General features: G+C 42.4%; 27 protein-coding genes. 7 read left to right on the top strand and 20 right to left on the bottom strand.

What is annotated here, in order from left to right:
• Positions 1–55: 55 nt before the first annotated feature.
• The 6 genes from A8708_RS27020 to A8708_RS26995 form a co-directional block, all read right to left on the bottom strand.
• On the bottom strand, positions 56–1,042 hold the full coding sequence (locus A8708_RS27020) for a beta-ketoacyl-ACP synthase III (protein ID WP_068668812.1): 987 nt from the start codon (positions 1,040–1,042) through the stop codon (positions 56–58).
• Entirely contained in the window at positions 1,039–2,043 is a 1,005-nt protein-coding gene (plsX, locus tag A8708_RS27015) for a phosphate acyltransferase PlsX (RefSeq protein WP_068668810.1), read from the bottom strand. The genes A8708_RS27020 and plsX overlap by 4 nt, the downstream gene beginning before the upstream one ends.
• A complete protein-coding gene (fapR, locus tag A8708_RS27010) occupies positions 2,027–2,638 on the bottom strand; it encodes a transcription factor FapR (RefSeq protein WP_057315735.1) in 612 nt (203 codons plus the stop codon). Before fapR ends, plsX begins: the two co-directional genes overlap by 17 nt.
• A 121-nt stretch (positions 2,639–2,759) precedes the next feature.
• A complete protein-coding gene (gene rpmF, locus A8708_RS27005; protein WP_068668809.1) occupies positions 2,760–2,933 on the bottom strand; it encodes a 50S ribosomal protein L32 in 174 nt (57 codons plus the stop codon).
• A 38-nt stretch (positions 2,934–2,971) separates the two neighbouring features.
• A complete protein-coding gene (locus A8708_RS27000; protein ID WP_068668807.1) occupies positions 2,972–3,481 on the bottom strand; it encodes a YceD family protein in 510 nt (169 codons plus the stop codon).
• 87 nt (positions 3,482–3,568) lie between these two features.
• Entirely contained in the window at positions 3,569–4,690 is a 1,122-nt protein-coding gene (locus tag A8708_RS26995; RefSeq protein ID WP_068668805.1) for a SepM family pheromone-processing serine protease, read from the bottom strand.
• Positions 4,691–4,812: 122 nt separating this feature from the next.
• Between A8708_RS26995 and A8708_RS26990 the strand changes: the two genes are divergently transcribed.
• Positions 4,813–6,084, top strand: a complete 1,272-nt coding sequence (locus A8708_RS26990) for a nucleoside recognition domain-containing protein (protein WP_068668803.1) — start codon at positions 4,813–4,815, stop codon at positions 6,082–6,084.
• 37 nt (positions 6,085–6,121) lie between these two features.
• Here the strand turns inward: A8708_RS26990 and coaD are convergent, their stop codons facing one another.
• On the bottom strand, positions 6,122–6,634 hold the full coding sequence (gene coaD, locus A8708_RS26985; RefSeq protein WP_420848624.1) for a pantetheine-phosphate adenylyltransferase: 513 nt from the start codon (positions 6,632–6,634) through the stop codon (positions 6,122–6,124).
• A gap of 5 nt (positions 6,635–6,639) precedes the next feature.
• Positions 6,640–7,215 (bottom strand): 16S rRNA (guanine(966)-N(2))-methyltransferase RsmD, encoded by a 576-nt coding sequence (rsmD, locus tag A8708_RS26980; RefSeq protein ID WP_068668799.1) that lies wholly within the window; start codon positions 7,213–7,215, stop codon positions 6,640–6,642.
• A gap of 581 nt (positions 7,216–7,796) precedes the next feature.
• Between rsmD and sda the strand changes: the two genes are divergently transcribed.
• Positions 7,797–7,958 (top strand): sporulation histidine kinase inhibitor Sda, encoded by a 162-nt coding sequence (gene sda, locus A8708_RS35055; protein WP_239696865.1) that lies wholly within the window; start codon positions 7,797–7,799, stop codon positions 7,956–7,958.
• 164 nt (positions 7,959–8,122) lie between these two features.
• Here sda and A8708_RS26975 read toward each other — a convergent pair whose 3' ends face one another.
• The 4 genes from A8708_RS26975 to A8708_RS26960 form a co-directional block, all read right to left on the bottom strand.
• Complete coding sequence (locus tag A8708_RS26975) at positions 8,123–9,550, bottom strand: fibronectin type III domain-containing protein (RefSeq protein ID WP_068668797.1); 1,428 nt, start codon at positions 9,548–9,550, stop codon at positions 8,123–8,125.
• A 212-nt stretch (positions 9,551–9,762) separates the two neighbouring features.
• Entirely contained in the window at positions 9,763–10,500 is a 738-nt protein-coding gene (locus A8708_RS26970) for a fibronectin type III domain-containing protein (protein WP_068668795.1), read from the bottom strand.
• A 291-nt stretch (positions 10,501–10,791) separates the two neighbouring features.
• Positions 10,792–10,998, bottom strand: coding sequence for a phage terminase small subunit-related protein (locus tag A8708_RS37140; RefSeq protein WP_068668793.1), 207 nt, complete (start codon positions 10,996–10,998; stop codon positions 10,792–10,794).
• 66 nt (positions 10,999–11,064) lie between these two features.
• A complete protein-coding gene (locus tag A8708_RS26960; RefSeq protein ID WP_068668791.1) occupies positions 11,065–11,340 on the bottom strand; it encodes a hypothetical protein in 276 nt (91 codons plus the stop codon).
• 692 nt (positions 11,341–12,032) lie between these two features.
• Between A8708_RS26960 and A8708_RS26955 the strand changes: the two genes are divergently transcribed.
• On the top strand, positions 12,033–12,269 hold the full coding sequence (locus A8708_RS26955; RefSeq protein ID WP_068668789.1) for a hypothetical protein: 237 nt from the start codon (positions 12,033–12,035) through the stop codon (positions 12,267–12,269).
• A gap of 1,035 nt (positions 12,270–13,304) precedes the next feature.
• Here A8708_RS26955 and A8708_RS26950 read toward each other — a convergent pair.
• Positions 13,305–13,496 carry a hypothetical protein gene (locus tag A8708_RS26950; protein ID WP_068668787.1) on the bottom strand — a complete coding sequence of 64 codons (192 nt, stop codon included), beginning with the start codon at positions 13,494–13,496 and terminating at the stop codon, positions 13,305–13,307.
• Between the two features lie 486 nt (positions 13,497–13,982).
• Here A8708_RS26950 and A8708_RS26945 point away from each other — a divergent pair, with 486 nt between their 5' ends.
• Positions 13,983–15,218: a putative adhesin gene (locus A8708_RS26945; protein WP_204787646.1), complete on the top strand. Its 1,236-nt coding sequence runs from the start codon at positions 13,983–13,985 to the stop codon at positions 15,216–15,218.
• 76 nt (positions 15,219–15,294) lie between these two features.
• Here A8708_RS26945 and A8708_RS26940 read toward each other — a convergent pair whose 3' ends face one another.
• A complete protein-coding gene (locus tag A8708_RS26940; protein WP_204787645.1) occupies positions 15,295–16,662 on the bottom strand; it encodes a copper amine oxidase N-terminal domain-containing protein in 1,368 nt (455 codons plus the stop codon).
• Positions 16,663–16,798: 136 nt separating this feature from the next.
• On the bottom strand, positions 16,799–17,548 hold the full coding sequence (locus A8708_RS26935; protein ID WP_068668781.1) for a hypothetical protein: 750 nt from the start codon (positions 17,546–17,548) through the stop codon (positions 16,799–16,801).
• A gap of 169 nt (positions 17,549–17,717) precedes the next feature.
• Between A8708_RS26935 and A8708_RS35640 the strand changes: the two genes are divergently transcribed.
• Positions 17,718–17,888, top strand: coding sequence for a hypothetical protein (locus tag A8708_RS35640; protein ID WP_157257142.1), 171 nt, complete (start codon positions 17,718–17,720; stop codon positions 17,886–17,888).
• 82 nt (positions 17,889–17,970) lie between these two features.
• On the opposite strand, the gene A8708_RS26930 is transcribed toward A8708_RS35640, so the two are convergent.
• Positions 17,971–18,255: a hypothetical protein gene (locus tag A8708_RS26930; RefSeq protein ID WP_068668779.1), complete on the bottom strand. Its 285-nt coding sequence runs from the start codon at positions 18,253–18,255 to the stop codon at positions 17,971–17,973.
• Positions 18,256–18,407: 152 nt separating this feature from the next.
• Here A8708_RS26930 and A8708_RS26925 point away from each other — a divergent pair, with 152 nt between their 5' ends.
• Together A8708_RS26925 and A8708_RS26920 are read left to right on the top strand one after the other, a co-directional pair.
• Complete coding sequence (locus A8708_RS26925) at positions 18,408–18,905, top strand: GNAT family N-acetyltransferase (protein WP_068668777.1); 498 nt, start codon at positions 18,408–18,410, stop codon at positions 18,903–18,905.
• 123 nt (positions 18,906–19,028) lie between these two features.
• Positions 19,029–20,096 carry a polysaccharide deacetylase family protein gene (locus A8708_RS26920; RefSeq protein ID WP_068668775.1) on the top strand — a complete coding sequence of 356 codons (1,068 nt, stop codon included), beginning with the start codon at positions 19,029–19,031 and terminating at the stop codon, positions 20,094–20,096.
• 65 nt (positions 20,097–20,161) lie between these two features.
• Here the strand turns inward: A8708_RS26920 and A8708_RS26915 are convergent, their stop codons facing one another.
• The 4 genes from A8708_RS26915 to A8708_RS26900 all read right to left on the bottom strand — a co-directional run bounded on the left by A8708_RS26915 (position 20,162) and on the right by A8708_RS26900 (position 23,500).
• Entirely contained in the window at positions 20,162–20,620 is a 459-nt protein-coding gene (locus A8708_RS26915; protein ID WP_068668773.1) for a Fur family transcriptional regulator, read from the bottom strand.
• A 130-nt stretch (positions 20,621–20,750) separates the two neighbouring features.
• Positions 20,751–21,749 carry a CobW family GTP-binding protein gene (locus A8708_RS26910; protein WP_068668771.1) on the bottom strand — a complete coding sequence of 333 codons (999 nt, stop codon included), beginning with the start codon at positions 21,747–21,749 and terminating at the stop codon, positions 20,751–20,753.
• Positions 21,750–21,787: 38 nt separating this feature from the next.
• Entirely contained in the window at positions 21,788–22,330 is a 543-nt protein-coding gene (locus tag A8708_RS26905) for a hypothetical protein (protein ID WP_068668769.1), read from the bottom strand.
• A 21-nt stretch (positions 22,331–22,351) separates the two neighbouring features.
• Positions 22,352–23,500 (bottom strand): metallophosphoesterase, encoded by a 1,149-nt coding sequence (locus A8708_RS26900; RefSeq protein ID WP_068668767.1) that lies wholly within the window; start codon positions 23,498–23,500, stop codon positions 22,352–22,354.
• Between the last annotated feature and the right edge of the window lie 23 nt (positions 23,501–23,523).

Raw genomic sequence — 23,523 nt, 5'->3', positions numbered from 1 at the left:
CCCTTCCACGATATATTCAGTCACTTTTTCACATTAAAATAAGTTCATCTAACTACTACCACACTAAAGCTGTAGCACCCCAAGTGAGTCCGCCGCCAAATCCAACCAAAATCAATCGATCACCTTCGCTCAATCTGCCTTGTTCGGAAGCTTCTGCTAAGGCAACCGGAATGGAAGCTGCAGACATATTACCATACTTGTCCAAGTTAATCATACATTTGTCTTCCGACAATTCCAAGCGATTCAGCGAGGATTGAATAATCCTCATGTTGGCTTGGTGAGGCACAAGCAAATCAATGTCTGATTTCTCCCAACCTGCTTTGCGAAGCGCTTCATCTGCAGCATTGCCCATAATGCGAACAGCAAACTTGAATACCTCAGCACCAGCCATATAGATGTAATGTAAACGCTGGTCGAGAGAGTTCTGCGAAGCAGGATTACGGGATCCGCCGCCCTCGATTTTCAGAAGAGGACCTCCGGTACCATCAGCGCCTAATTCGAAGGATTTGAACCCTCTTTCTTCCGGCACTTCACCAATGACAACTGCGCCCGCTCCATCTCCAAATAAAATACAAGTATTGCGGTCTGTGTAATCGGTAATTTTGGACAGACAATCTGCTCCAATTACAAGCGCGTATTTATATGTACCTGTAGCGATAAAGTTAGCTGCATTAGCTAGTCCATAGACAAAACCTGAACAAGCTGCTGATAAGTCGAACGCTGCTGCTTTCTTCGCTCCCAGTTTTTCTTGAAGAATACATGCTGTTGATGGGAATGACATATCTGGTGTAATCGTCGCTACAATGATCAAATCCAATTGATCCGCAGTAATCCCTGCATTAGACAGTGCTACTAGGGAAGCTTCAAAGCACAGATCCGACGTAGCTTGTCCTTCTGCTGCGATTCTTCTCTCGCGGATACCTGTTCGCGTTACGATCCACTCATCGTTCGTTTCGACCATTGTTTCTAATTCTTGATTGGTTAAAATACGTTCTGGTACATATTTACCCGATCCGAGTACCCCAACTGGTATTAAGTTCATGTTGTTATATCTCGCTTCCCGCGGCTAATTTCGGCAGATATGGTGCCAACCAAATCATTTTGTAACGCGATTCTTGCTTGACGTACGGCATTCTTAATAGCATTTGCATCGGATGAACCATGACTTTTGAGAACTAGTCCATCAATGCCTAGAAAAGGTGCAGCTCCATGTTCATTATAATCCAGCTTCTTGCGGAATTGCGTTAACCCTGGCTTCAACACAGCAGCTGCCAGCTTAGTGAATATGGATTTCGTAAATTCTTGCTTTAACGCTGAGAAAATGGTGGACGCAGCGCCCTCCAATGTTTTCAACATAATATTTCCAGCAAATCCATCGCAAACAATAACGTCACACTGCGCACGCAGTACTTGCGAGGACTCCACATTACCCACAAAATGAATTGGAGCTTGCTCCAGTAAAGGATATGCTGTTTTGGTTAATTCATTCCCTTTGGCCGATTCCGTCCCTACATTCAACAATCCTACGCGAGGTTTGTTAACTCCATGTACTTTGGAACGATAAATACTACCCATAATCGCATATTGGATCAATTGTTCTGGGGTTGCATCCATATTCGCCCCTAAGTCCAAGGCAAGCACACCGTGACCATCCATCGTCGGGATCATTGGCGCTAATGCTGGACGTTCAATACCAGGAATTCTTCCTACAACGAGCAATCCAGTCGTCATTAATGCTCCCGTATTGCCTGCAGAAATCATAGCTTCTGCTTCTTTCTCACGAACTAATCTTCCTGCCACAACCATGGAAGCATCTTTCTTCCGACGAACCGCTTTAACTGGCTCATCCTCGGCTTCGATGACTTCTTCCGCATGACGAATCGTTAGGTTATCCGGCCTCTCTGTGAGGTGCGCTTCTATCGCTGCGCTGTTTCCGACAAGAATGATATGTACGTCCTTCCACTCTTTCGCCGCTGCGAGAGCACCCTCAACTACGATCTTAGGCGCATGATCTCCGCCCATTGCATCAATCGCGATCCGCATGGAGCTTGTCCTCCCTATCTAGATGTTGCTCTTTCTTCGAATGAAAGATAACAAAGTTGCCTCGAAACACCGTTTCTTCGCCCACATATGTGAAAACTTCCACACGTGCCTTTCCTTTGGAAACAGATCGCACATACGCTTTGGCGACACACTTCTCTCCTAGCTTTACTGAGCGAACAAATCGAATATCAGCCGAAGCTGTTAATGCAATTGGATCGTCAATGACAGCAACAGCTAATGAATTGGCTTGCGAGAAAATATGATGTCCTCTGGCAATTTTGGTTCTGGAAAAAATATGATCTTCTTTAATTTCAAAAATCGATATACCGCTCTGATCCAACTGTAAGTCAATGACTTCCCCAATAACTTCATCAATTGGAAGTGAACGCACAGGATCGTAGGTTTTGACGGCCATATGCTTCATACGTTCCCGCAATTCAGGAATACCGAGCTCTAATCGATCCAAGCGGACAGTTTGGATACTAACCCCAAACGTTCGCATCAATTCCTCATCCGTCATAAATGGGTTCGCTTCAATGGACTGCAGCAGTTGCTGCTGCCTTTGTCGTTTAGGAAGGCGTTCGATGGTAAGCACCACCTTATCTCGTGAGATCTCATCTTATTACCAGATACTAAACTGTAGTATATTAAATTTAGGACCAAAAAGAAAGCAAAAAAAATAGCACCTCACCTAGGATGAAGTACTATGTCCATTCTTATGCTTTTACGATCTCTCTGCTTTTGTACGTTCCGCAAGACTTGCACACGTGATGTGCTAGCTTCAATTCCGCACATTGGTCACATTTCACCATGCCTGGAACTTCCAATTTAAAGTGAGTACGGCGCTTGTCGCGACGAGTTTTGGACGTTCTTCTTTGAGGTACTGCCATCTTTAAAACACCTCCTTATACGAAATTTCGGTGTTGCCTTATTCTTTGTTAAAAAAGTCCGCGAGACCTGCAAGTCTAGGATCAATCTTGTCCGTCTTGCAGCCGCAATCACGATCATTGCGATTTTCTCCGCACACGGGGCAAAGACCTTTGCACGCTTCGTCACAAAGTGGTATGTACGGTAAACCAACCACTACATTCTCTACAACGTAAGGCTCCAAATCCACTTTATCCCCAACCACAAGATGAATGTCCTCGTCTAACTCAGGATCTTCTTCTTCCGGCTCCTGCATGAAAACTTCCTTGAAAGGAAGCTTAATTGTTTGGTTCGTGTGCGTTAAGCATCGGGAACAGCTTAACTCCAAGTCTAGCGTTAACGTACCGTTAACTTTAACTACTCCTTCTTCATACTTTGCATGAAGATTCGCATGAACAGGTCCATGGTTAAGAATGTCTTGACGACCCTCGTAAGGCTCTGTCAAATTCATTACTTCATTCATAGATACCGCTTGCCCTTGCAGAGATAGTTCTCTAAAACGAATTTGCATGATATCACCCCAAACAAACAAAGATTATTATATCCATTCCCCATACTTCTTGTCAATTCAAATAATATTATTGGGACTCGACATGGCTTATTTCGGCGGCAACGCTGCTAGATATTTCAAGGCATCTTCCATCGTGCCGATTTCGACAATTTCCATCTTCGTTTTGATTTGCTTCGCTCTTTTGACCGCATCGGAATAATTCTCGATCTTGGTTCCGTCTTTATAGGTCATGTTTTTAGGCGCAAAGAAAATTTCAGCTTTTTCCCGATCTGCAGCAATAATCTTGTGTTGAATACCACCAATCGGTCCTACAGTGCCATCCGCTTCAATGGTTCCCGTTCCTGCAATGCGATACCCTTTCGTAATATCCTCAGGTACAAGCTGATTGAAAATCTCCAATGAAAACATGAGGCCTGCTGAAGGCCCTCCAATATCACCAGCCTTGATAGTCACCTGCTGATCTTCCGAATCGGATTTCACCGATTGCATACCTGCTGGAACAACACCAATCCCTGCCCGCGGTGTGGTTTCTCCCTCTTGTAGAGGCAGCGCACCCAATGTGAGTGTCGTTTGCATCTCCGTTTTCTTCCTACTATACGTAATGGAAATGGTGTCTCCTGCTTTTTTGCCAGCGAGTGAGTCTAGTAGATCTTGCGCTACTTTCACCTCTTTGTCGCCAGCCTTCAGAAGCACATCGCCTGGTTTAAGCACTTTCTCGCCAGACAAGCCTGGAACAGTTTGAAGGACCATCACACCCTCGTGATCAATATGAAAAGGAACCTTGGCCTCCGTATAAGCTGCTTGAATCGCGCTAGCCTGTGAGGTTAACATGACGTATTCCTGACGCTGTGAATATTCTTGCTCGGACTCTCCTTGCTTGAGTACAGCCTTTTTGGGCTCAATTTCTTCATACGGATGGACGAGTCCTACCAAATAGTTCACGATATTGGCATCAGCTACGCGCACGGTAGTTAGCATGAGATTCCCTTTTTCTGGGCCCGTGCTTTTGGCAATCGAAACCATCGACTTAATTTCTTCTGCAGTCCCTGGCATAAAAACAAAGAAAGGCAACCGCACAAAAAACAGCAAATATACAATGATGATCCCGACCAGTGCAGAAACTAAGTACCGCCTTGTTGCCGAGCTTCTCGGATATTGATATGAATCATTCGTCCACGTACGTATCGTATTCTCTTCTTCCTTATCCATACAGGTTCCCCTTTCCTGTTGCTTTCACTTGTTGTTTGGCCTACCTATTCTCGATGAAAGCTTGGTCTATTCGCCAATCTAGTTGCGTACAATGAAGCATGTTCGATGGACGAGGTGATGCTATGCCTAATGTAAAATTCCATGCCAAATTCACCACATTGGTGCTGGGTGCTTTGGCTGGATTGGTCGTTATATCTGTCATTCTATTTCCCGACAAAGCTTTTCAGTCATCTCTCGAAGGGCTGACTATTTGGTGGAAGCTCGTCTTTCCCGCTTTGATGCCTTTCCTTATAATGACCGAGCTCTTAATTGGATTCGGAGTCATTCAAGGGACAGGCGTACTCCTAGAACCGCTAATGCGCGTCTTTTTCCGACTTCCTGGTGTTAGCGGTTGGGCGTTGGCATCCGGCTTTGTTGTAGGATTTCCTGCGGGAGCAAGAATTACTGCATCGCTGCGAGAAAAAAACTTACTTACACGTACAGAAACAGAACGGTTAACAGCCCTTTCCCATTTGTGCAGTCCATTATTCCTCATCATGGTTATTGGGATTGGATTCCTTCATAACGCCAAACTAGGAATCTTACTTGCGATTATCCATTATATTTCCGCTTTCGCAACAGGCTTCTTGATGCGACATAGCAAGCAAGCCATCTCTCCTCCTGGAGTAAAAACGCCAGTAGCCAAGCCGAAAGAATCAATTTCTATTGGGAAATCTGCTCTTATAGCCATGCGCCAAGCTTATTGGGAAGATGGCCGTACTTTCGGCAAGCTTCTTGGAGATGCAGTAACTTCCGCTGTACAAACGCTAATGTTGATCGGCGGATACATGATGATATTTTCTGTATTAATCAACGTCATCTCGATTACACATTTTACCGACATTCTTCGCCCCGTCACCCAGTTCCTTCTTAGCTTCATGGGTATTTTCACAGACACAACACCGCAATGGATCAAAGGATTGATGGAAATTCACCTTGGGGCTTATGCTTTCAGCCAGGCTCAAGATCTCTCACTGCTGCCACAAATGGCGCTGCTCAGTGCTTTCCTCGGTTGGGGAGGGTTGTCCGCCCACGCACAAGTTGCTGGCTTCCACCAGAAAACGGATGCTAGATATGCTTTTTTCTTACAGTCCCGTGCTCTCCATGCTGTGCTTGCCCTATTTACTACAATTTTGCTCTGGAAACCATTGCAGTTGCTCCTATTAGATACAGAGCCTAGCTTCCTCCGGTTAGACCTAGCCAGCAATCCTGCTGCCGCGGTACCGTTCCCCTTGAACGGCGAAACGGCATGGGGCCTATGGGGACCAATGCTGTTGCAATTCCTTTTCATTTTCACAATTATGCTGCTCATATCGGTTGGCCTGCGCTTGTATCAGCGGAAAGTGGTAAACTAACTAAATGTCAATTTGAAATTCCCTTTCGATCTAGCTTCTAGGTCTGAGGGAATTTCTTGCGTAGTTCCTCTTCCACTTCTACAGGTACTAGATCCTCGACGGGGCCATGGAATTTGGCAATCTCTTTCACGATACTTGAGCTCAAATAGGAAAACTGCGGTTTTGACGTCATAAAGAACGTTTCCACATCCGGGTTCAGCTTATGATTGGTCGATGCCATTTGCAATTCATATTCAAAATCAGATACAGCCCGAAGTCCACGAACGATCAATCTGACATTACGTTGTTTCATATAATTGACCATCAGATCCCGAAAACCATCGATCTCCACATTGGGAAGATCCGCGGTTACTTTGCGAAGCAGTTCCATGCGTTCTTCCAGGGTGAATAGCGCATTTTTGGATGTATTGTTCAGCACTGCCACAATTAATTTATCAAATACTTTTGCTGCTCTATGTATAATATCAAGATGACCGTAGGTAACTGGATCAAAGCTCCCTGGATATACCGCAACTGTTATACCGTGTTCTTGCCTCATCATGCTTTTCATCTCCTTCAATTACTGTGTTCTATGGACGCGTTATCGCGTTTAAATATGGTTACCGCCGTATCTCCATAGTCTGCTCTACGTAGCTGCTTGAAGCTGCCAATCGTTTCTAGCAGTACATCCTTAGCATCGTGCTCGACCACAATCGTGGCGTCTGGTTCCACAATGGCTTGTTCCTCCATCGTCATCATCAGCTCTGCGATTCCTTTCATCCGGTACGGCGGATCCAGAAATACAAGTTGGAACTTCTCCGCCCGCTTCGCCAGCACCTTCAGCGCTCTTGCCGCATCTGTCCGATAAATCTCTACCTGATCCTTTAACCTGGCAATTTCAACATTATGCCCAATCGTGTCGATACTTTTTTTCTCGATATCAATAAATACCGCCTTATCCATACCGCGGCTCAGCGCTTCAATTCCTAGCCCGCCCGTGCCAGCGAACAAATCAAGCACCTGTCCTCCGTCAAAATAAGGTCCGATCATACTGAAGATCGCTTCTTTCACTTTATCTGTTGTAGGTCGTGTACTCGTACCGGGTACAGCCTTTAACGACCTGCCTTTGGCCGTGCCTGAAATCACTCTCATCTGTGCGTGTCCCTTCCATGCTGGTTCATTCTTTTGCTATCGTACCACAAGCACTAATTTGATACAAAAAATTTATCCCTACGATGTATAAATTTACCGTAAAGCGGTCATCCTTGAACTATCGACATCAGAGAATGTCGTAGACAACCGCGGAGAAGGCTTACGTTTCCCCATAAGCTCTTCATCCGGTTTCTCCTCTCCCATGAGGCGGCTGCGCAAGCAGTCGCCGTTATTATTTTATAGGACAGTTTTCAGAAACCCTTATTCTATACGGGTTTACTATGTATAACAGTTACTAATTTCCCTATAGTACAGCTACTGTTTTTAATGATCAAGGTACCAGTAGGGTACCAAATGAAATATAATCGATCTAAATCTACATTAGATTAACGAAAAAAGCCCAAGAGTGGATCTCACTTTCGGGATTTTTTAGCTTCTATATATAACATAGAAAAAAACATCAATTATTCACTTCAAATGATTTAATGCTTATTGTCGAATAATGTAACCCAAATATTCCATATAGTCCATAATACCTAAGGCGAGGGTTAGAATCCTATTCGCTAAAGGGAGAGTATATATTGAAATACAATTTTAAGCTGAGCGACGCTGCTTTACTTTCCGCGTACAAAGATGCACTTAAAATGAATCTAAATGAAGAATTTATTGCAATACTGGAAAAAGAGTTGATTAACAGGGGCATTGTTTTTATACGGCCATCTGATGAAGAGAAAGAATACTAATAGCTAACTAAAAATGATGGGCGAATGGGATCTCACCCTTCACCAGAAAGAGCCCTGCTAGTTCTTTGCTAGCAGGGTGCCGTTAATTATTGCTGAAAATAAAAATCGCCCAAGGGATACTCCCTCAGTCGATTTTCTCTTGTTATTGAATTGCTTGATCTTTGTTAAGGAGTAGCAACCTCATATTCACTAACTTCGAAAGTTTCAATTTTACTGAATGCAATGTAGTCTTTGCGACTTAAAAATTTTGATAGGTTATAAGTTTTGTTAAAAGCATACACTTCGGATCCCGTACCTTCTGCACGTCCGTTGTACCAAGTAATAAATGCGTTAACCTCAGTCATCGATAGATCGTATTCTTTTTCAAGTCCGTTTACTAATGTTATTACTACAAGAGCACGACCTGAAGCCACCGGAACTGTCGGAGCCGTAGGAGTTGCTGATGCTTCGTTAGAATTTCCACTTTCTCCGCCAGCATTAACTGCTGTTACAACATAATAGTATGTTGTTCCATTTGTAACTGCGCTATCTGTGTATGTCGTACCAGTTACGTCACTAGCGATTGTTGTGTACGGGCCGCCAGCTGTTGTTGATCTTTTAATGCTATAACTTGCTGCACTAACAACTGAATCCCAAGTTAAGTTAATTTGAGAGTTAGCTCCACTTGCAGACAAGTTACTAGGTAAAGTCGGAACACTAATATCTGCTGTGTACTCTTCATTGTATACAGTAGCTACTCCTTGTGGGTTATCCCATCCACCCATTACATAAATTTTGGTCCCTACTGTAGCCGATGCGAGAAAGTGTCTTGCATGATGTAGACTTGATCTAATAGTCCATGTATTGGTTATTGGATCATATTCTTCAACCGCATTTGTATATTGAGCAGCTCCAGATAGACCACCAATTGCAAGAATATGATTATTCACAGTTTGAACTGTTAAGCCTGATCTGGCAAAATTCATACTTGTTTTTTGAGTCCAAACATTCGTGCCTGGATCATATTCAAGTAACTGTTTATGAGAGTTTCCATATCTATCGTGACCACCTACTAGATACAATTTGTTGTTTGCAGCAGCCAGTGAAGCTCCGTCTTTCGTTTCAATTGGAATATCCGCCTTTTGTGCCCAACTATTAGAAACAGGATCATATTCTTGTAGGAAGCCAGCCCATACATAAGAATAATAAATTTTATTATTAAGTACAGCACAAGCTGTTACTCCGCCCGTAAATGGAGTGGTCGATTTTTCAGTCCATGTGTTTGCAACCGGATCATATGCAACAACCTTATTGGTGTTATTTAAAAAATAAATTAAACCTTGAAAGGAAAGCCCAGTTTGAGCCCATACATTTGTAGGGAAAGAGCCTTTACTTGTCCATGAATTCAAAGTAGGATCATACTCTTGTATAGTACCGGCAGACGAACCAAAGGTATATATTTTTCCATTCACTGTTGCTGCACTTAGCTTTGCCTCTGGAGTAAGCATATTTGCCTTATCGACCCATGTATCCCCTGCAGCAAAAGCAAAATTCATTGAAAAAAATAATGAGAATACTAAAAATAAAATTGACGATAGAAATCCTTTTTTCAAAATAAATACCACCTTTTACTAAATTTACGTTACTCGGTAAATATTACTTCATTCAACATAATACGTCTAAACATTTCCAGGTAAATAATGTAATTTGAGTAAGTAATAACGAGAATTCCGTGAGTGACGCGATTCTATTAAATAATTCAATATAAATAAAAAAAGCCCAAGGGATGCTCCCTCAGGCGATTTTACTCTTGTAATTGAATTACTTAATCTTTGTTAAGGTGTAGTAACCTCATATTCACTAACTTCGAAAGTTTCAATTTTACTAAAGCGATATAGTCTTTACGACTCAAAAAATAAGCTAGATTGAATGTTTTGTTAAAAGCATACACTTCAGATCCTGTTCCTTCCGCTCTACCGTTATACCAAGTGATAAATGCATTAACCTCTGTCATTGAGAGATCGTATTCTTTTTCAAGTCCGTTTACTAACGTAACAACTAGCAAGGCGCGATTGACTGTTGGTGCTTTTGGTGTTGCGGTTGCTTCAGTTGATTTCAAAGATTCATTTGATGGTGATTGTAAATCGAATACTGAAATTTGGAAGCTATACTGAATTCCATTAGTTAATCCATGAACTACGTAACTTGTTTGTGTAGCTGGTAAAGTGTTTGCATAAACTCCGTCTATATAGATTTTATAACTTGCTAAATCAGGTGTTGTAACAGCACTCCAAGATAATGGTACAGAAGAATCCTGACCACTTTCTGCAACAAGCCCCATCGGTACAGCTGGTGGTGTTGTATCGGTTACTTGATTGGAATTATATACATCATTACCTGTAACATTGGTATCTGCGGATGTTGTATGCAGCTGATCAGAACCTAGTATTACAGGTAAACCATTTATTAACTTACCTGAATAAGCAAATGTAGCAGTAGGAAGTGCAGTTAGAATAGATGTCGCCCTTTTTTGCTGCAGCTGTACCCGAGATCCAGTCGGCATTAATGATGTTAATGCACAAAAAGAATACCCAAAACTTCCCCCCTCGAAGGTATCTGCAATGAAAGAGCTGATAAAAGCACTTGCTGCTGCTACAATTGTTGGTTTTAGTAACGAATCTAAAGTTAATTACGTTTGAAGGAATCTATTCATTGCCACCATCACTTTCTACATTAATAGTCAGTAACCACGGCGAGTCATAAAGGTCTTTGGGACTTACGTCGCCTGTGAATTGAGCAACAATCCATAACTCTGTTTCCGCAGAACAGCTTTGAGACTAATTGCTCCGCGCATTCAAACACATCGGGACTGTCGAAGTAGATAGGAATACCTATAACGTCCCTTACTACGATGCTTCCCATTTATCTTGGCTTTTCCATTTCCATATCTGGTTTCAACAAGGCCGAGCTCAGTAACAAGATCCTTGAGTTTCAGTTTGCCGGTATTTACGAGCCAACTTTGTTTTGCTTTATTTCTGTCGGGGCTGCGCTCTCTTGGCATTTCATATCACCCACCTCTGAAATACCAGATTTGCTAGAAAAAAGAGAGTCAAATTGACTCTCTTAATTAATCACTACTGCCACCACCACCGCTATCACTTCCTCCTCCACTTGAAGAATCATGATGATGGTGGTCTTGATGACTATGACTATGACTATGATGATTGTTGTAATGATTGTTGTGATGATGGTTGATATCTTGACTCGAATTATCCGACGACGAGTTATTCACAAAAAAAGTGGAGCTGTCATTTTGGTCGTGGCGCCCCTTATTACCTTTGTTAAACACACCAATCACACAGAAAACAGCAAACGCAATAAACATAATGACAACAATATTCATTTACTCAACCCACCTTTCTCAACAAACTCGCACTTACAAATATTACTATTCTTCTCAATTATTAAAAGTCCTCTATAATTCATCCTTTTGTAACTCCAAATCAATCTCAATCAACTTCATCAAATCCTCAACTGGCTTGATCTCAATACGTCCATCCTGAAAGTCTTTTACTCAGCGATCAATACCGTCTTGAATGATTTTACGATACTTTGACTTGGTTTCCAGTATACCTTCGATTTACGCGAGCTCGTGCTTAAGCAAAAACTCTTCATTTTCTTTGTTCGTATTGTTATCCTTCATTTGCGAACACTCCCAACATCCGTTAGAATAGCCGCAAGATCATACGTTCGTATAACCTTAACCACGGCATACATGATCTCACCGGGAGTGTCCGGGGCCTGAGGAGGACGTTAATAGTTTCGATTCTCAAATTAGTACCTCCTTGAGTAATATCGGATTTGGGATAAAGACTAACATTATTTGAAATGCATCCTCAATAATATTGTGGCTTGCTTACTACAAAAAAGAGAACCAACATCTCTATAAAAATAATATGGCATTAAATCTTGCTCCTTGGTATTCGGTCAAAATGCCTTTGGTGGTCACGAAGTTTTTGACGTAATCCTAAAAGATGTTATACTAACTTCGATATTGAAAGGTGGTTCTCACCTTTAATCTAGGAGGTATTCACCATGGACAAGGCAGGTCAAGAAAAGTTTTTAGGATTTATTTTGGATAGGGTTCAAGAAGGTAAAGAGGAAGAGGCAAAAGAAATTCTTTTGCTTAACTTCAAAAAACAAGAAGAGGGCACCTTTTCACAAGAAGACATTATGCAATTCGTACCTAAAATGATTAGTTTACTGAAACCAGAAAAATTAGGAGAAATACAAGAGGTTGTGAAGCAGTTTTCAGGTAATTTCATGAAATAACAAAAAAATAGACTGTTTCCCCGTGCATTCCCGATTATTAAGCCTGGATACATCTGCATGATAAAAACTAATTACACTTACAAAGTTAAACCCACCTTTTATTTTTAGGTGGGTTTTTAACTATTTATTCTCGTCGTTAGAAAAAACAATCTCCGAGTATATTTGTTTCGTCCATGCAATGAGAGAAACTTTTATTATGAACAAGCTGCTCCATGTCTTTGATCTTTCTAGTTTTATCTTCAGAAAGTTTTTCTCAACATGGCCGCCGTTCGTTTGTACTCATTAGATAATCTTTGTTTCCCATTCCCTCACACCCACGCGGTGTGTTAATATAAGCTACAAGAACATACGTTCCAACTCCATAGTCTTGCTAGGAGCCAGGGGTTCTTTCTATTTTCAATGAAATTTACTTTGGCTTGTTTGTGATTATGCTAAGCATACTTCAAATTATAAAAATGCGAATACAAGGTGTGCATTCTCCTCGTTCAGTCAGAATAGGAGGATGAGCTGGTATAGTTTTTGGTATTGCAATGATTTTACTTAACCTTTGTCTGATTGTATATTTCAATTAACTTTGGCTCTCCACGCTCTAGCAACTCATTTTCATCCAAAGCACCACAAAACTGGCATAACAATTGGATCACCTCTTTTAACCCACAATAGCTCTTGCTTCCATTTCATGTTCGTTCCCTCCTTTTTATTCGGCTCCATTCTCTACACCAAGCCAAGAATGCCAATCTGCGATTAAACAGTCTAAGTACCTCTCCCCCACCATATGGAGCCCTTCTGTCTTGCATATCTAATTGTGTACTCTAAGACGTACTTCAGGTGCGCAGCCCAGACGTTTTACATTAAAATCACCAAGGCAACATAAAAAAGGACTCCTACAAGTTCAAGGAATCCTAATAAAATTCTCTACTAATTAATATCTCAAGATACAGTTATGAACTTACTCGCTTGAGGATTCGAACATTAAATTCAAATTTGGATCTTAAGAAAAACTAACGGAACCCCTGACACTCTTGCTCATTTGCTTCATCTACTTCTCATGAGCTTGATTAATCTATCCCATTCCGACCGAGCAATCTTTAAATCACGAACCGCCACCCTAAATCCATACTTATTAGCATATTCAACGAATATCTGATCTTCATTCAATATTTCATAGCCAATAATTCCAAATGGTTGCTTAGTCAAAGCTTCTTTTAAGACAACTTTATCCGCCACTCATATCACCCATTAACCCCTCAATGTTAATTAAGATTCTTCATTTTTTTATATCTGAACAGCATTAAAAAACATTTTCAATTAAATTTGAGTTACACAGGGTTTAAGAGCAACAAATAAGTACGGGAAGGTGAGTTCCTGTATTTTTCGTCTTTTGCAATCTCAATCGGCCGTTTATTTTACTCTACTACCGACATTGTAGCATACTTAGATGAAGATTTTAACTGTTCGTTTGTAATCGTTACCATGACTTCATTAAATACGAGTGTATCAACCCGCTTTACCCCTCGTCTAAGATATGCCAACTGTACGACACCTCGCATGGAACGGTGCACAATTGACGGTTTCTCTTATCAAGTCTCCTTTTCCTAGTCACCACGATCACGGAAATTATACTTCTTAACAAATAAAGGAAATTACCAAATTATGGAGAATGTTAAATTCAGGAAATTACCCCTTTCGTTGAGAAATAGGAGGAAATTTATGATGTTTATTAAACATGTATCCAACCATACATCACGTAAGCAGACATCTAATCCCAAACAATCTGAAGCTAACTTGACTACACCGCATTCATCACTTTATAGCCAAGTCATGCAACTCCAAAGAAGCATAGGCAATCAGAGAGTTGGCCGCATGCTCACTTCACAATCACAAACTAATCAGAAAAGCGTATCTATTCAAGCGTCCCCACAGAATGTTATACAAGGTAAATGGGTCAAGGATCCACTTCATGATCATATGTATTTTGATGATGTCTATTTCCACAGGTACAACGAAGGAACTAATGAATATTTTGAAAATGGCGGAAAAACGGCCACTAATCCAAATGAGCATGAAGCAATAAAATTAATGAAAGAAATCAAATCTCAAATAAGCACTTTTGATCCTCTCTCAAAGGTAATACACGGACATGGTTACAGTAACTTAAGCAAAAGTGAATTAAATCCTAATTTAACAATTACATTATACGGTCCATATGGTTCAACTTTAAATAGAGAGGTTTCTAAGTGGCTTCGTGATAAGGGACCACTTCCACCAGGCAGTATCCGAGAAATTACAAATTCCGATTTTGCTTTATTGAAAAAGAAGTTTGGCGGGGTTTGCGAGTCTTTTACAAAAGCTTTATGGGAAAATGCTAGTGAATCTGAGTTTCCTAAGGTGATACAGCCTGGAGACTACATACCCGAATTAAAGCTGGATGCCGACAAAAATGAGTGGATTGACCCTCAAGATCATGTAATTCAAGTGAATGCTTTAACGAAGCTGAAGAATATTACTAAAATCCCCTCTGAAGCTCATATCCATTGGGGAGCCTGTCTGCAGGAGTTAGGAAAAAATGTTATCGAAAAAAATGATATCACTGTTATTTTACATCCTAGCCTTTCAAAACAGGTGTATCCGCCAACATTAGAAGAAGGAATTACCGAACAACGCTACCAGCAACAATTGCTAAATCCAGCACATGATGAAACACCTGATAAAGTAAAACCAAAAGAAACACCTGCAACCATCAATAAGACTTTTGTTTCTCAAGGCGCTACTGCGAATACACAGTTTCCAGAAGATCTTCAAAAAACGTTAGATACGGAGTTTAATAGTGAGCAAAATCTAGACGATCAAGTCGTCCACATTAATACACTTGTTATCAAGTATGGTTTTACGCGCACCGAAATGCTCCGATATTTAGGCGCACAAGGAAAAAAAGGTCAATTAAGTTAGCATATATCTAATATGAAAATCACAGTTTTAAAAAGCCTATCCCGAAAGGAATAGGCCTCTTGCAATTCATTAACCCCTATTGCCTATAAACATTAATCCTCCTCAACAAATGGTACGCTCCATCATACAACACGACATTACCATGTTGATTAATCGCAAAAACGTTTAAGGATAACATCCCTCCATACGAAGCCCCCATATTGGCAAAAACACTGGCGTCGTACGTATTGGTTTTGGGCAGATAGAGACCGTTGTTATAAGCAGCAATATCTTTCAGCCCCACATATGGTTGAGTCTCCCCCGTTGTCTTGACTTCCCAAATCTGTCGTTGCCCTTCGACATAGAAAGTCCCGTTGTTCTCATGTATTCTCAAAATTTCTTCCTTTATGTCTAGGGGAGCTACGAACCTCAAATTTCCTGATTGCTGCAGTTCATAAATAGATTGCTTGGATACATCTAGAACAAACAGTTTCCCATCATTTTCAACAGCTGCCAGTTTGACATTTTCTTTATCAGGGGTATACGACAGGAATATATTTGCTTGCTGACCAGATTCACCAGCATAGATGTGATCATGAAGAATATCACTGAAGTAGAAGCGTTTGCCGTCTGGCGTCCCCATAAAGTTGCCCGGGTGATACGTCGTTTTCCCGATTGCATAGGTCATCATTCGAACACTTGGTGCAATCTCATAAATGACAGTGGATACGTTGGTTTCGGATGAAAAATTACTGGTAGCCATTAAATAAAGCTTATCCAATTTCGAATCATAGACAAGTTTGCGCGGCGAGAGCACACTGGCGTTAAAATGCTGCTCCCCAAACTTCGGATCCGTGTAGTCAAAATTAAAACTCTGATCGAAGCCGCTGTACATCACTTTCATTTCGCCTGTTACTTCATTATAGACACGAAGGATAAAACTCATCTCGGTAGCTGCATTTTGCTCTAAGATATAGATCAGATTGTGTTGATCTGAGGCCATACTAATCACGTTCACATTCGGGCGTTCGATAAAAAAATTATAGGTAAAACCCATATTCGAAGCCGTCATTAAGTTGTCGATGCGAATCTCCGTTGCTCTCGGATGAGGCGTTGTAATCGTAATGGATTTCGTGTCTTCATTGTAAGCAACTATCTGATTCAAGCTTTCTGCAATAAATCGCAGCGGCACTAGCGTAGTACTATTCACTATGACTGCTGGCTGGTCTAACGTCTTACTTTGATTATCGATACGGACAATTCTGTTATTAATAGACAGTCTTATCGAATGCCCCTCAAACTTGAGAGTGATGGACTGGTCCTCAGTATTCCATTTTAAATCTGCCTTCAAGGCATCTGCAATAAAACGGAGAGGAACCATTGTCGTATTATTAAGCAGTACAGGCGGTGTTGAAAGCGTCGTTTTCTGCCCATTTACTGTGGCTGCAGCATCGTTAATCCTCAATTGAATCTGTGCTCTGACCGAGCCCCCCCCCATCATTGGCATAACTTCTAGGGGTATAGCTACTGTTAAGCAACATTGCTGCAAATAAAACGAATATCACACACATCCGATACAACACATCTTATCCCCCTATAGCCTAGGTACTTGTATTCGTAGATTTAACTTGCAAAAGCTCGTTATTCTTGCGTTGCAGTTCATGAATGATGGCATTCGTGTTGTTCAAGTTTTTTTGTGCCGATCGCGTAGCGTTTAACAAGCTGATGCCAAATTGCTTCTCAAATTCGGGTATACTATTTCCAGTAAGTTTAAACACTAACAAGTTCTTTGTTTGTTGAACATTGGTGTAAGCATCGCCTTCACTCTTAATGAGGGATTTAAGATCATCGGAATGACTCACGGTTCCCAAAAGCTTTAGTGCCATTTGGATGGATTCATTATATTGTTTCATTAAGTCTTCAAAATCCATATTTAATTGACTCACAAATTCACTACCATTCGTTAAACTAGCATAAAGCTGAAGTTGTTGTGTGAAAGTTAGTATAGCTGTATCCGTATCTTTCAGCCATTGATAGACACTCATCAAGTTCTCGGACTCTTGTTTGGCAGGGTTTAATGGGTTCGCTGATGCGGATTGGGGCATTGTCACGTTTACACTATATGTAGCAGGATTCCACGTCACGAGAACTCCAAGTTGTCGTAACATCGACAAAGGCACAACCGTGTGATCTTTATAAATCATCGCTGGTAATTCATCGACTTTTAAACTTTGTCCATCGGATGTTACTTGTACAATAGGATTACCTTCATAATCCCCATTTAATGTAGCAGCTCCCGCTACACCAATTGGGACAGAGAGCACTAGTAAAGATAGAATAAACCTTTTCATTGTTCACCTCGTTAAGAATTTGTTTGACTGCTATGTACATTCCACATTTACAACACGCTCTCCTTCTGCTAGGATTGATTCTCTCTTCCATTTTATGCTATAATCAAAAACAAGAACATACATTCCCTGTATTTTACATTCACTCTGCAGTCAGAAAAGAAGGTTAGCCATGAAAGATCAGCCTGTATTTGAGAATCTACGCGACAAGTATGCCGATGAAGACCGTGCCAAGCTTGTGATGTTGCAGTTACGAACACTAATGGGACAGAAGCAGAAGAAGAAGTGGTATCAGAAATGGAAAACGCCGACAAAGACGAAGCCAACGAATTGGAACGACTAGAACAACCTTGCTGGCCTAGTTGATTGAAACAATAAAATAGAGGCCCCCTCCGTAGCTAGCTACGTGGAGAGCCTCTTCGCTTTTATCGGTTTCTTTTGCGTGAATAGTATAAGATACCTAAGTAATGAGCCCCTGTGAATAGGGTGAGTATACCGAAGAACAATAAGAAGCCGCCGTTACGATCACGGAAAAACAATTGCACAACGAACAACGCAAGGGAGATCTCGCTCCACAGAAGCGTTCTTTTCTTAAGCTGTGTCAAGTCAGCTGTAGACTTGCTTATTTTCCGAAGATTCATGTAAGTCAGGCCAGCGAGTACGATAACACCAATGACGATCACGAGAATATAACTTGTATTGCCCGACATGTGACTCCCCCTAATTCTAGTAGATATAATATCTAAGATACATGGATTAGGACGGAATGTCTATTTGAAAATGTCATTACGAAGCAAGGATTAACTTCCCAATTCCAACTCATATTACAGATTGACTTCTACACGCAGCGAGGTGCCACATCATGTCAACCTTAACATTCAAGCCAATAGAGTTCCCCGACATTCCAATATTGATGGATATTTACAATCATTTTGTTATTCATTCAACTTATTCTTTCCACACCGAGCCTGTTGCATTACCCGAGTTCACTGAAAGTGTCGTCCACGCTAATCCCCGTTTTCACACGTATGTCATTCTGCTTAATGAGAAGCTGCAAGGCTATGTTCAAGTTATGCCCCATAAGAAAAAACAAGCATATGATACAACTGGTGAAGTAACTATTTATCTTCATCCAACATGCGTCGGCAAAGGAATTGGATCTGCCGCTATTCAATATATAGAAGCGTTCGCGAAAGAGCGCGGCTTCCATTCTTTAATTGCAACTGTTTGCGCAGATAATTCAGCTAGCATCCACATGTTCACCCGAAATGGCTACCAACAATGTGCACACTATCGTGAGGTCGGCTTCAAATGGGGTCAATACTTAGATATTGTTACGTTTCAAAAAATTATTTCTTAGTCCGGTCACCTGTCAATGTCCCGCCCCACCTCCATAACAATCTATTTCCGTTATTTGCACGGGATAATTTCGCCTCCCCTTACAAAACCTAGCGTATAGTCATATTGCTCGGAGGGGATTGCCATGACCAAACGGCTTTGGTCCTTTAGCATCGTTTGTCTGCTTGTAACCAGCTGCGGTGCGCCTTTAACGAAGCCTTATCAAGATCAGAGCTCAGCCCAACATTCCACTCCAAATGTCACTCAGACATCCATGGAGGCTAGTAGGGACTTCGCGGAGTCTCCGTTCCCTACAGAGGGTTCCAATCATTTGAGCATGTTGCCACCTGCGAGCATGCCCTCATCTTCTGCTTTGCCAATAGCACCTACACGCGCTCCAAGCCATACCCATGCACCAAGTCCCACATCTACGCCTAGCCTGAACCTGAAGCCTAAGTCCAACCCAAAAAGATCCGTTGCCCAACCTGAAGCGTCCAAGCGACCTTCCTTACCCGTTCAAAAAAATCAAGGCCAAGTCAGAATTTCTCAGAAAAAACTTACACTCTCACAGCTCGTTGTTAAATACCCAGAGACCTTCAAGCTCCGCGGCTCAAGTCAGGAGAAGAAAGTCGCCTTAACCTTTGACGATGGACCCGATACTCGGTTTACGCCAAAAGTACTTGATGCTTTAAAAGCCAATCAAGTAAAAGCAACGTTTTTCGTGCTCGGTGCTATGGCTAACACGCATCCGGACGTCATTAAGCGAATTGTGAATGAAGGGCATGTCATTGGCAACCACTCATACAGCCATGAGAATCTACCGAAGCTCTCTGTGGATAAATTCCAGAACCAGATTGAAAGCACGGAAACCATTTTACAGAACCTCATTGGCTACGCTCCTCGGCTAATCCGTCCCCCTTATGGCGCAATTAATGAAGATCAGGTTAAATGGATTGCCAATCATCACTATTTAATTGTGAACTGGAATGTCGATTCTCTGGACTGGAAATCACTGAGTTCCGATCAAGTTCTTCACAATATCTTGCAACAAACGAAGCCAGGGTCTATTATTCTTCAGCATTCTGGAGGTGCGGACAGCCAGGATCTATCCGGTACGGTGCAAGCAATCGGACCATTAATTACTAAGCTTAAAGCAGCAGGCTACACTTTCGTCACTGTCCCTGAACTGCTGCACGTTACCAAAAGCAAATAATAAAAAGCAGTCTTGCCGGGATCACCCAGCAGACTGCTCCTTTCTTAAACATGTATAACGTCTATTCACTCGCCTATCTGAGCGGTAGGCATGGCTGATTTACAATCGGCACAATAGCCAAATATTTCAAACCGATGGCTTTGAATCTCAAAGCTCTCTGGCAAATCTTTTACAAGCTTCATTGGACAGAACTCAAACGTCACAGTTTTCTCACAGCTGACACAAATCATGTGATGATGATGATGAGACAAACAGCTCGCCTTGAACTTCAAACCATCCGCCAAATGAAATTGCTCCAGAACACCCATCTCGCTCAACAATCGGAGATTACGATACACCGTATCGAAGCTTACGCCTGGATATTTCATTTTCATATGCTCATAAACATCCTTCGGCGATAAGTAACTGCCCGATTCTGCGAATAAAGTCGCTAAGCTTCTACGCTGTTCTGTAATACGCCAGCCCTTCTGCGACATTGCCCTTAGCATCTCATCGATCGTATCCGTATGCGTACTCACTTGCATTACCCCTCTGTGTTGAAATGTCCTCCTATTATAGTGCAGCAAATGGCCACTTGCGTCAAGTGTAGAACGATGACGGAATCTGTAATCACTTATTTCGCCCTAGGATTTGCCATTTCGGCTCTTTGATCTTCTAGGTAGCAGACTCTGCTTCTAGTTTCAACAATTCTGCGCGAATGACATCCTTAGCAAAGTTCTCCCCGATGAATACCGCTACGTCAGGCACATCGCCTTTAGGCGTTATTTTCACAAAATCCATCTCTCTATAGGCGTACTGGAATAGGAACCGACTCGAGGTATCCGAGAAACTGAGAATCCCTTTGGCACGATACACTTCTTGGGGAAGTTGGCTCACGAATTGTTCAAATGCGTTACTATCTACAGCCCGTTCAAAGAAATGGGTATACGCCATTACATGGTTATGCGAATGATGATGATCATGCCCCTGATGATGCTCGTGGCTATGTGGAACTGACGCTTCTTCCGGTTGTCCCTGCACGGGCGACCCCGCGGAATCCTCTGTGTGGATGTCTTCAATTAGCTGGATGTCGATTTGACTGAACACTGTATAATGTAAATCGGCATAAGGATTCCATTCCCGCACGAGATCATGCACTTCTTGAAGCGCCACCCCCTGCAGCAAGTCCGTCTTATTGAGCAAGAGCAAGTTCGCACATCGAATTTGATCCCGCATGAGCCGGTAGGTTTTGCCACGACTGGTGCGATTTAATTCTAGCAGCTGCGGGGCATCTACAACCGTGATGAGGGCTGAAAGCTCTATCGGCAGGATGAGCGAGGCATCCGTAATCTCATCAATAATTTCCATTGGATTCGCAATCCCTGTCGATTCCACGAAAATTAAATCTGGCTGCTCCGTTGTCACTAATTCGTTCAACGCTGTGGCAAGATCACCACGACTCGAACAGCATATGCATCCGCCAAGCAATTCCGACATGGGAACTTCATTAGCGATTAATTGTCCATCCAAATTCACTTCGCCTATTTCATTCATAATTACAGCCGGCTTGCGACCCGCTTCGGTGAAATAATCGATGGCCTTGGTAAGTAACGTTGTCTTACCGCTCCCGAGAAATCCTGATAACACATAGACATGAATCCGTTTGTTTGCCATTCGTGCTGCTCCCCTCCGTCATGAGGCTTATGCGCCCACTACTCTGTCTTCACTTCAAATTTAGTGGCCAAGATCGGCCACTTCCCAACGATCCCAACCAAAAAAGGAAATAACTTTGCCCACAATAAACTCGTACTTGGATCTGTAGGCTTCAACGGTAACTCTATGCGGTCGTACAGAATTCTCGCTGCTTCATGGACCAGCTTAAGCGCCAAATCTGCCCGATCCTCCTCGGTTACTGCCTCTAATCTAGGAAGATACAACTGTACGATCGATTCCGATAGTCGATGCTCCGCTAAGTTGTCTGAAGCCATCACTTCGCCCATGCCTAAGCTGACTAAGCGCGCTGTTTCTTCCTCAAATGCGTGCGGGATGCAGTAGATCTCCAGTGCCAACGCCGCTACGTAAATCTCTCTTAACAGTTCATCTTCTTTGGCCATCGTCAAGACAGGTTGTGGTAGGTAGGCAATGATAGCAGGCTTCAGCGTGTCCCAGCTATTTTCTATGCCCTTCATCGTAAACTGCATCATCGCTGCCGCCAGTTCCGCAGGTGTAATTTGTTTCTTTTCTAACTCTTGCATTGGTGTTACCCCTCTTTTCTATCATGCTTTGTTAAAATGGATTGTCAGCTCAATAATTTCCGATTGGCTGCCTAGTCGTATCGGCGGTCCCCACGTTCCGAAGCCTGAGGACACCAGCGCATGTAAATTCCCTTTGCGTAAGTAGCCCCAATCCAGTTCAAAGATCCGTCTAGTGAACAGATGGTTCGGCGCTATTTGACCACGGTGCGTATGACCTGACAAATTCACATCAACGCCTGCGGCGGCCGCTACATCTAGCTGGTACGGTTGATGATCCATAACGATAATCGGCTGCGTAAGGTCAACTCTCTCCATCAAGGAGGCTAACGATTGACGTCCGCCAACGGCATGTTCGGCTGATTTATCTTTACGCCCTACAATAAATAAGCGCTCTTGAACATGAACAACTTCATCCATCAGCACGCGAATGCCGATTTGTTCCATTTGTTCCACGAAGGCTGGAATATGTCCGCCATAGTATTCATGGTTGCCAAGCACAGCATACACGCCCAACGGAGCTTGCAGCTCTCGCATAATCTGTCCCATTTGATACCGGATAAAAGGTTTAATATCATCATCAATGACATCACCAGGCAGCAAAATCAGATCAGGCTCCATCGCCTTCATCTGCTTGACTAGTTTGCGTAAATGGCGGTTGCCAACGACAGCACCCAAATGAATATCCGAAGCGACTGCGACCCGGAGGCTTTCCCAGTCCCCAGCTTGCTTGGGAATCGTAATCTCATATTTGCGGATCACCGGAGTTCGCGCCAGATAAGAGCCTACTACGAGGAGGATGAGTACAACGGCTGTAACAATCCCTCCCAGTATAGGCACATAGCTAGCTGACGGAACAGATGATGCATACAGCACACCAATCACCACGTCCGTTACCGGCAGAAGAAGGATCCCGAATTGAATAATAGCCAACCAGTAGGAACCGATGATGTTAAGCAGGCGTGTTAGCGTTGACGGCAGAACCTTCGTTCCAAACCGCCCTATGACATAGGCGAACGCAACGATCCAAAACACAGGCCAATACAACCAGGGATGAAATGAAGCTCCCCCTACATGCGATAGAAAAACCTTCAAGTGCCAGCCTATATAGCCGTTAATCGCCGCTACAATTGCAAGTATAATCGTGACCCTGAGCCACATACCATTTCTCATGTTTCTTGACGCTCCTATTCCCT

It is taken from the genome of Paenibacillus oryzisoli, assembly GCF_001653565.1.
Taxonomy (GTDB): Bacteria; Bacillota; Bacilli; order Paenibacillales; family NBRC-103111; genus Paenibacillus_E; species Paenibacillus_E oryzisoli.
The sequence above is the reverse complement of the archived record's forward strand: the minus strand, read 5'-3'. Positions and strand labels throughout refer to the sequence as shown.

Bases quoted from the DNA above. Each gene is read 5' to 3' on its own strand.
- A8708_RS27020 (WP_068668812.1), bottom strand. From the start codon at position 1,042: ATGAACTTAATACCAGTTGGGGTACTCGGATCGGGTAAATATGTACCA.
- plsX (WP_068668810.1), bottom strand. From the start codon at position 2,043: ATGCGGATCGCGATTGATGCAATGGGCGGAGATCATGCGCCTAAGATC.
- rpmF (WP_068668809.1), bottom strand. From the start codon at position 2,933: ATGGCAGTACCTCAAAGAAGAACGTCCAAAACTCGTCGCGACAAGCGC.
- A8708_RS27000 (WP_068668807.1), bottom strand. From the start codon at position 3,481: ATGCAAATTCGTTTTAGAGAACTATCTCTGCAAGGGCAAGCGGTATCT.
- A8708_RS26995 (WP_068668805.1), bottom strand. From the start codon at position 4,690: ATGGATAAGGAAGAAGAGAATACGATACGTACGTGGACGAATGATTCA.
- A8708_RS26990 (WP_068668803.1), top strand. From the start codon at position 4,813: ATGCCTAATGTAAAATTCCATGCCAAATTCACCACATTGGTGCTGGGT.
- coaD (WP_420848624.1), bottom strand. From the start codon at position 6,634: ATGAAAAGCATGATGAGGCAAGAACACGGTATAACAGTTGCGGTATAT.
- rsmD (WP_068668799.1), bottom strand. From the start codon at position 7,215: ATGAGAGTGATTTCAGGCACGGCCAAAGGCAGGTCGTTAAAGGCTGTA.
- A8708_RS26970 (WP_068668795.1), bottom strand. From the start codon at position 10,500: ATGCCGACTGGATCTCGGGTACAGCTGCAGCAAAAAAGGGCGACATCT.
- A8708_RS37140 (WP_068668793.1), bottom strand. From the start codon at position 10,998: ATGCCAAGAGAGCGCAGCCCCGACAGAAATAAAGCAAAACAAAGTTGG.
- A8708_RS26960 (WP_068668791.1), bottom strand. From the start codon at position 11,340: ATGAATATTGTTGTCATTATGTTTATTGCGTTTGCTGTTTTCTGTGTG.
- A8708_RS26955 (WP_068668789.1), top strand. From the start codon at position 12,033: ATGGACAAGGCAGGTCAAGAAAAGTTTTTAGGATTTATTTTGGATAGG.
- A8708_RS26945 (WP_204787646.1), top strand. From the start codon at position 13,983: ATGTTTATTAAACATGTATCCAACCATACATCACGTAAGCAGACATCT.
- A8708_RS26935 (WP_068668781.1), bottom strand. From the start codon at position 17,548: ATGAAAAGGTTTATTCTATCTTTACTAGTGCTCTCTGTCCCAATTGGT.
- A8708_RS35640 (WP_157257142.1), top strand. From the start codon at position 17,718: ATGAAAGATCAGCCTGTATTTGAGAATCTACGCGACAAGTATGCCGAT.
- A8708_RS26930 (WP_068668779.1), bottom strand. From the start codon at position 18,255: ATGTCGGGCAATACAAGTTATATTCTCGTGATCGTCATTGGTGTTATC.
- A8708_RS26925 (WP_068668777.1), top strand. From the start codon at position 18,408: ATGTCAACCTTAACATTCAAGCCAATAGAGTTCCCCGACATTCCAATA.
- A8708_RS26920 (WP_068668775.1), top strand. From the start codon at position 19,029: ATGACCAAACGGCTTTGGTCCTTTAGCATCGTTTGTCTGCTTGTAACC.
- A8708_RS26915 (WP_068668773.1), bottom strand. From the start codon at position 20,620: ATGCAAGTGAGTACGCATACGGATACGATCGATGAGATGCTAAGGGCA.
- A8708_RS26910 (WP_068668771.1), bottom strand. From the start codon at position 21,749: ATGGCAAACAAACGGATTCATGTCTATGTGTTATCAGGATTTCTCGGG.
- A8708_RS26905 (WP_068668769.1), bottom strand. From the start codon at position 22,330: ATGCAAGAGTTAGAAAAGAAACAAATTACACCTGCGGAACTGGCGGCA.
- A8708_RS26900 (WP_068668767.1), bottom strand. From the start codon at position 23,500: ATGAGAAATGGTATGTGGCTCAGGGTCACGATTATACTTGCAATTGTA.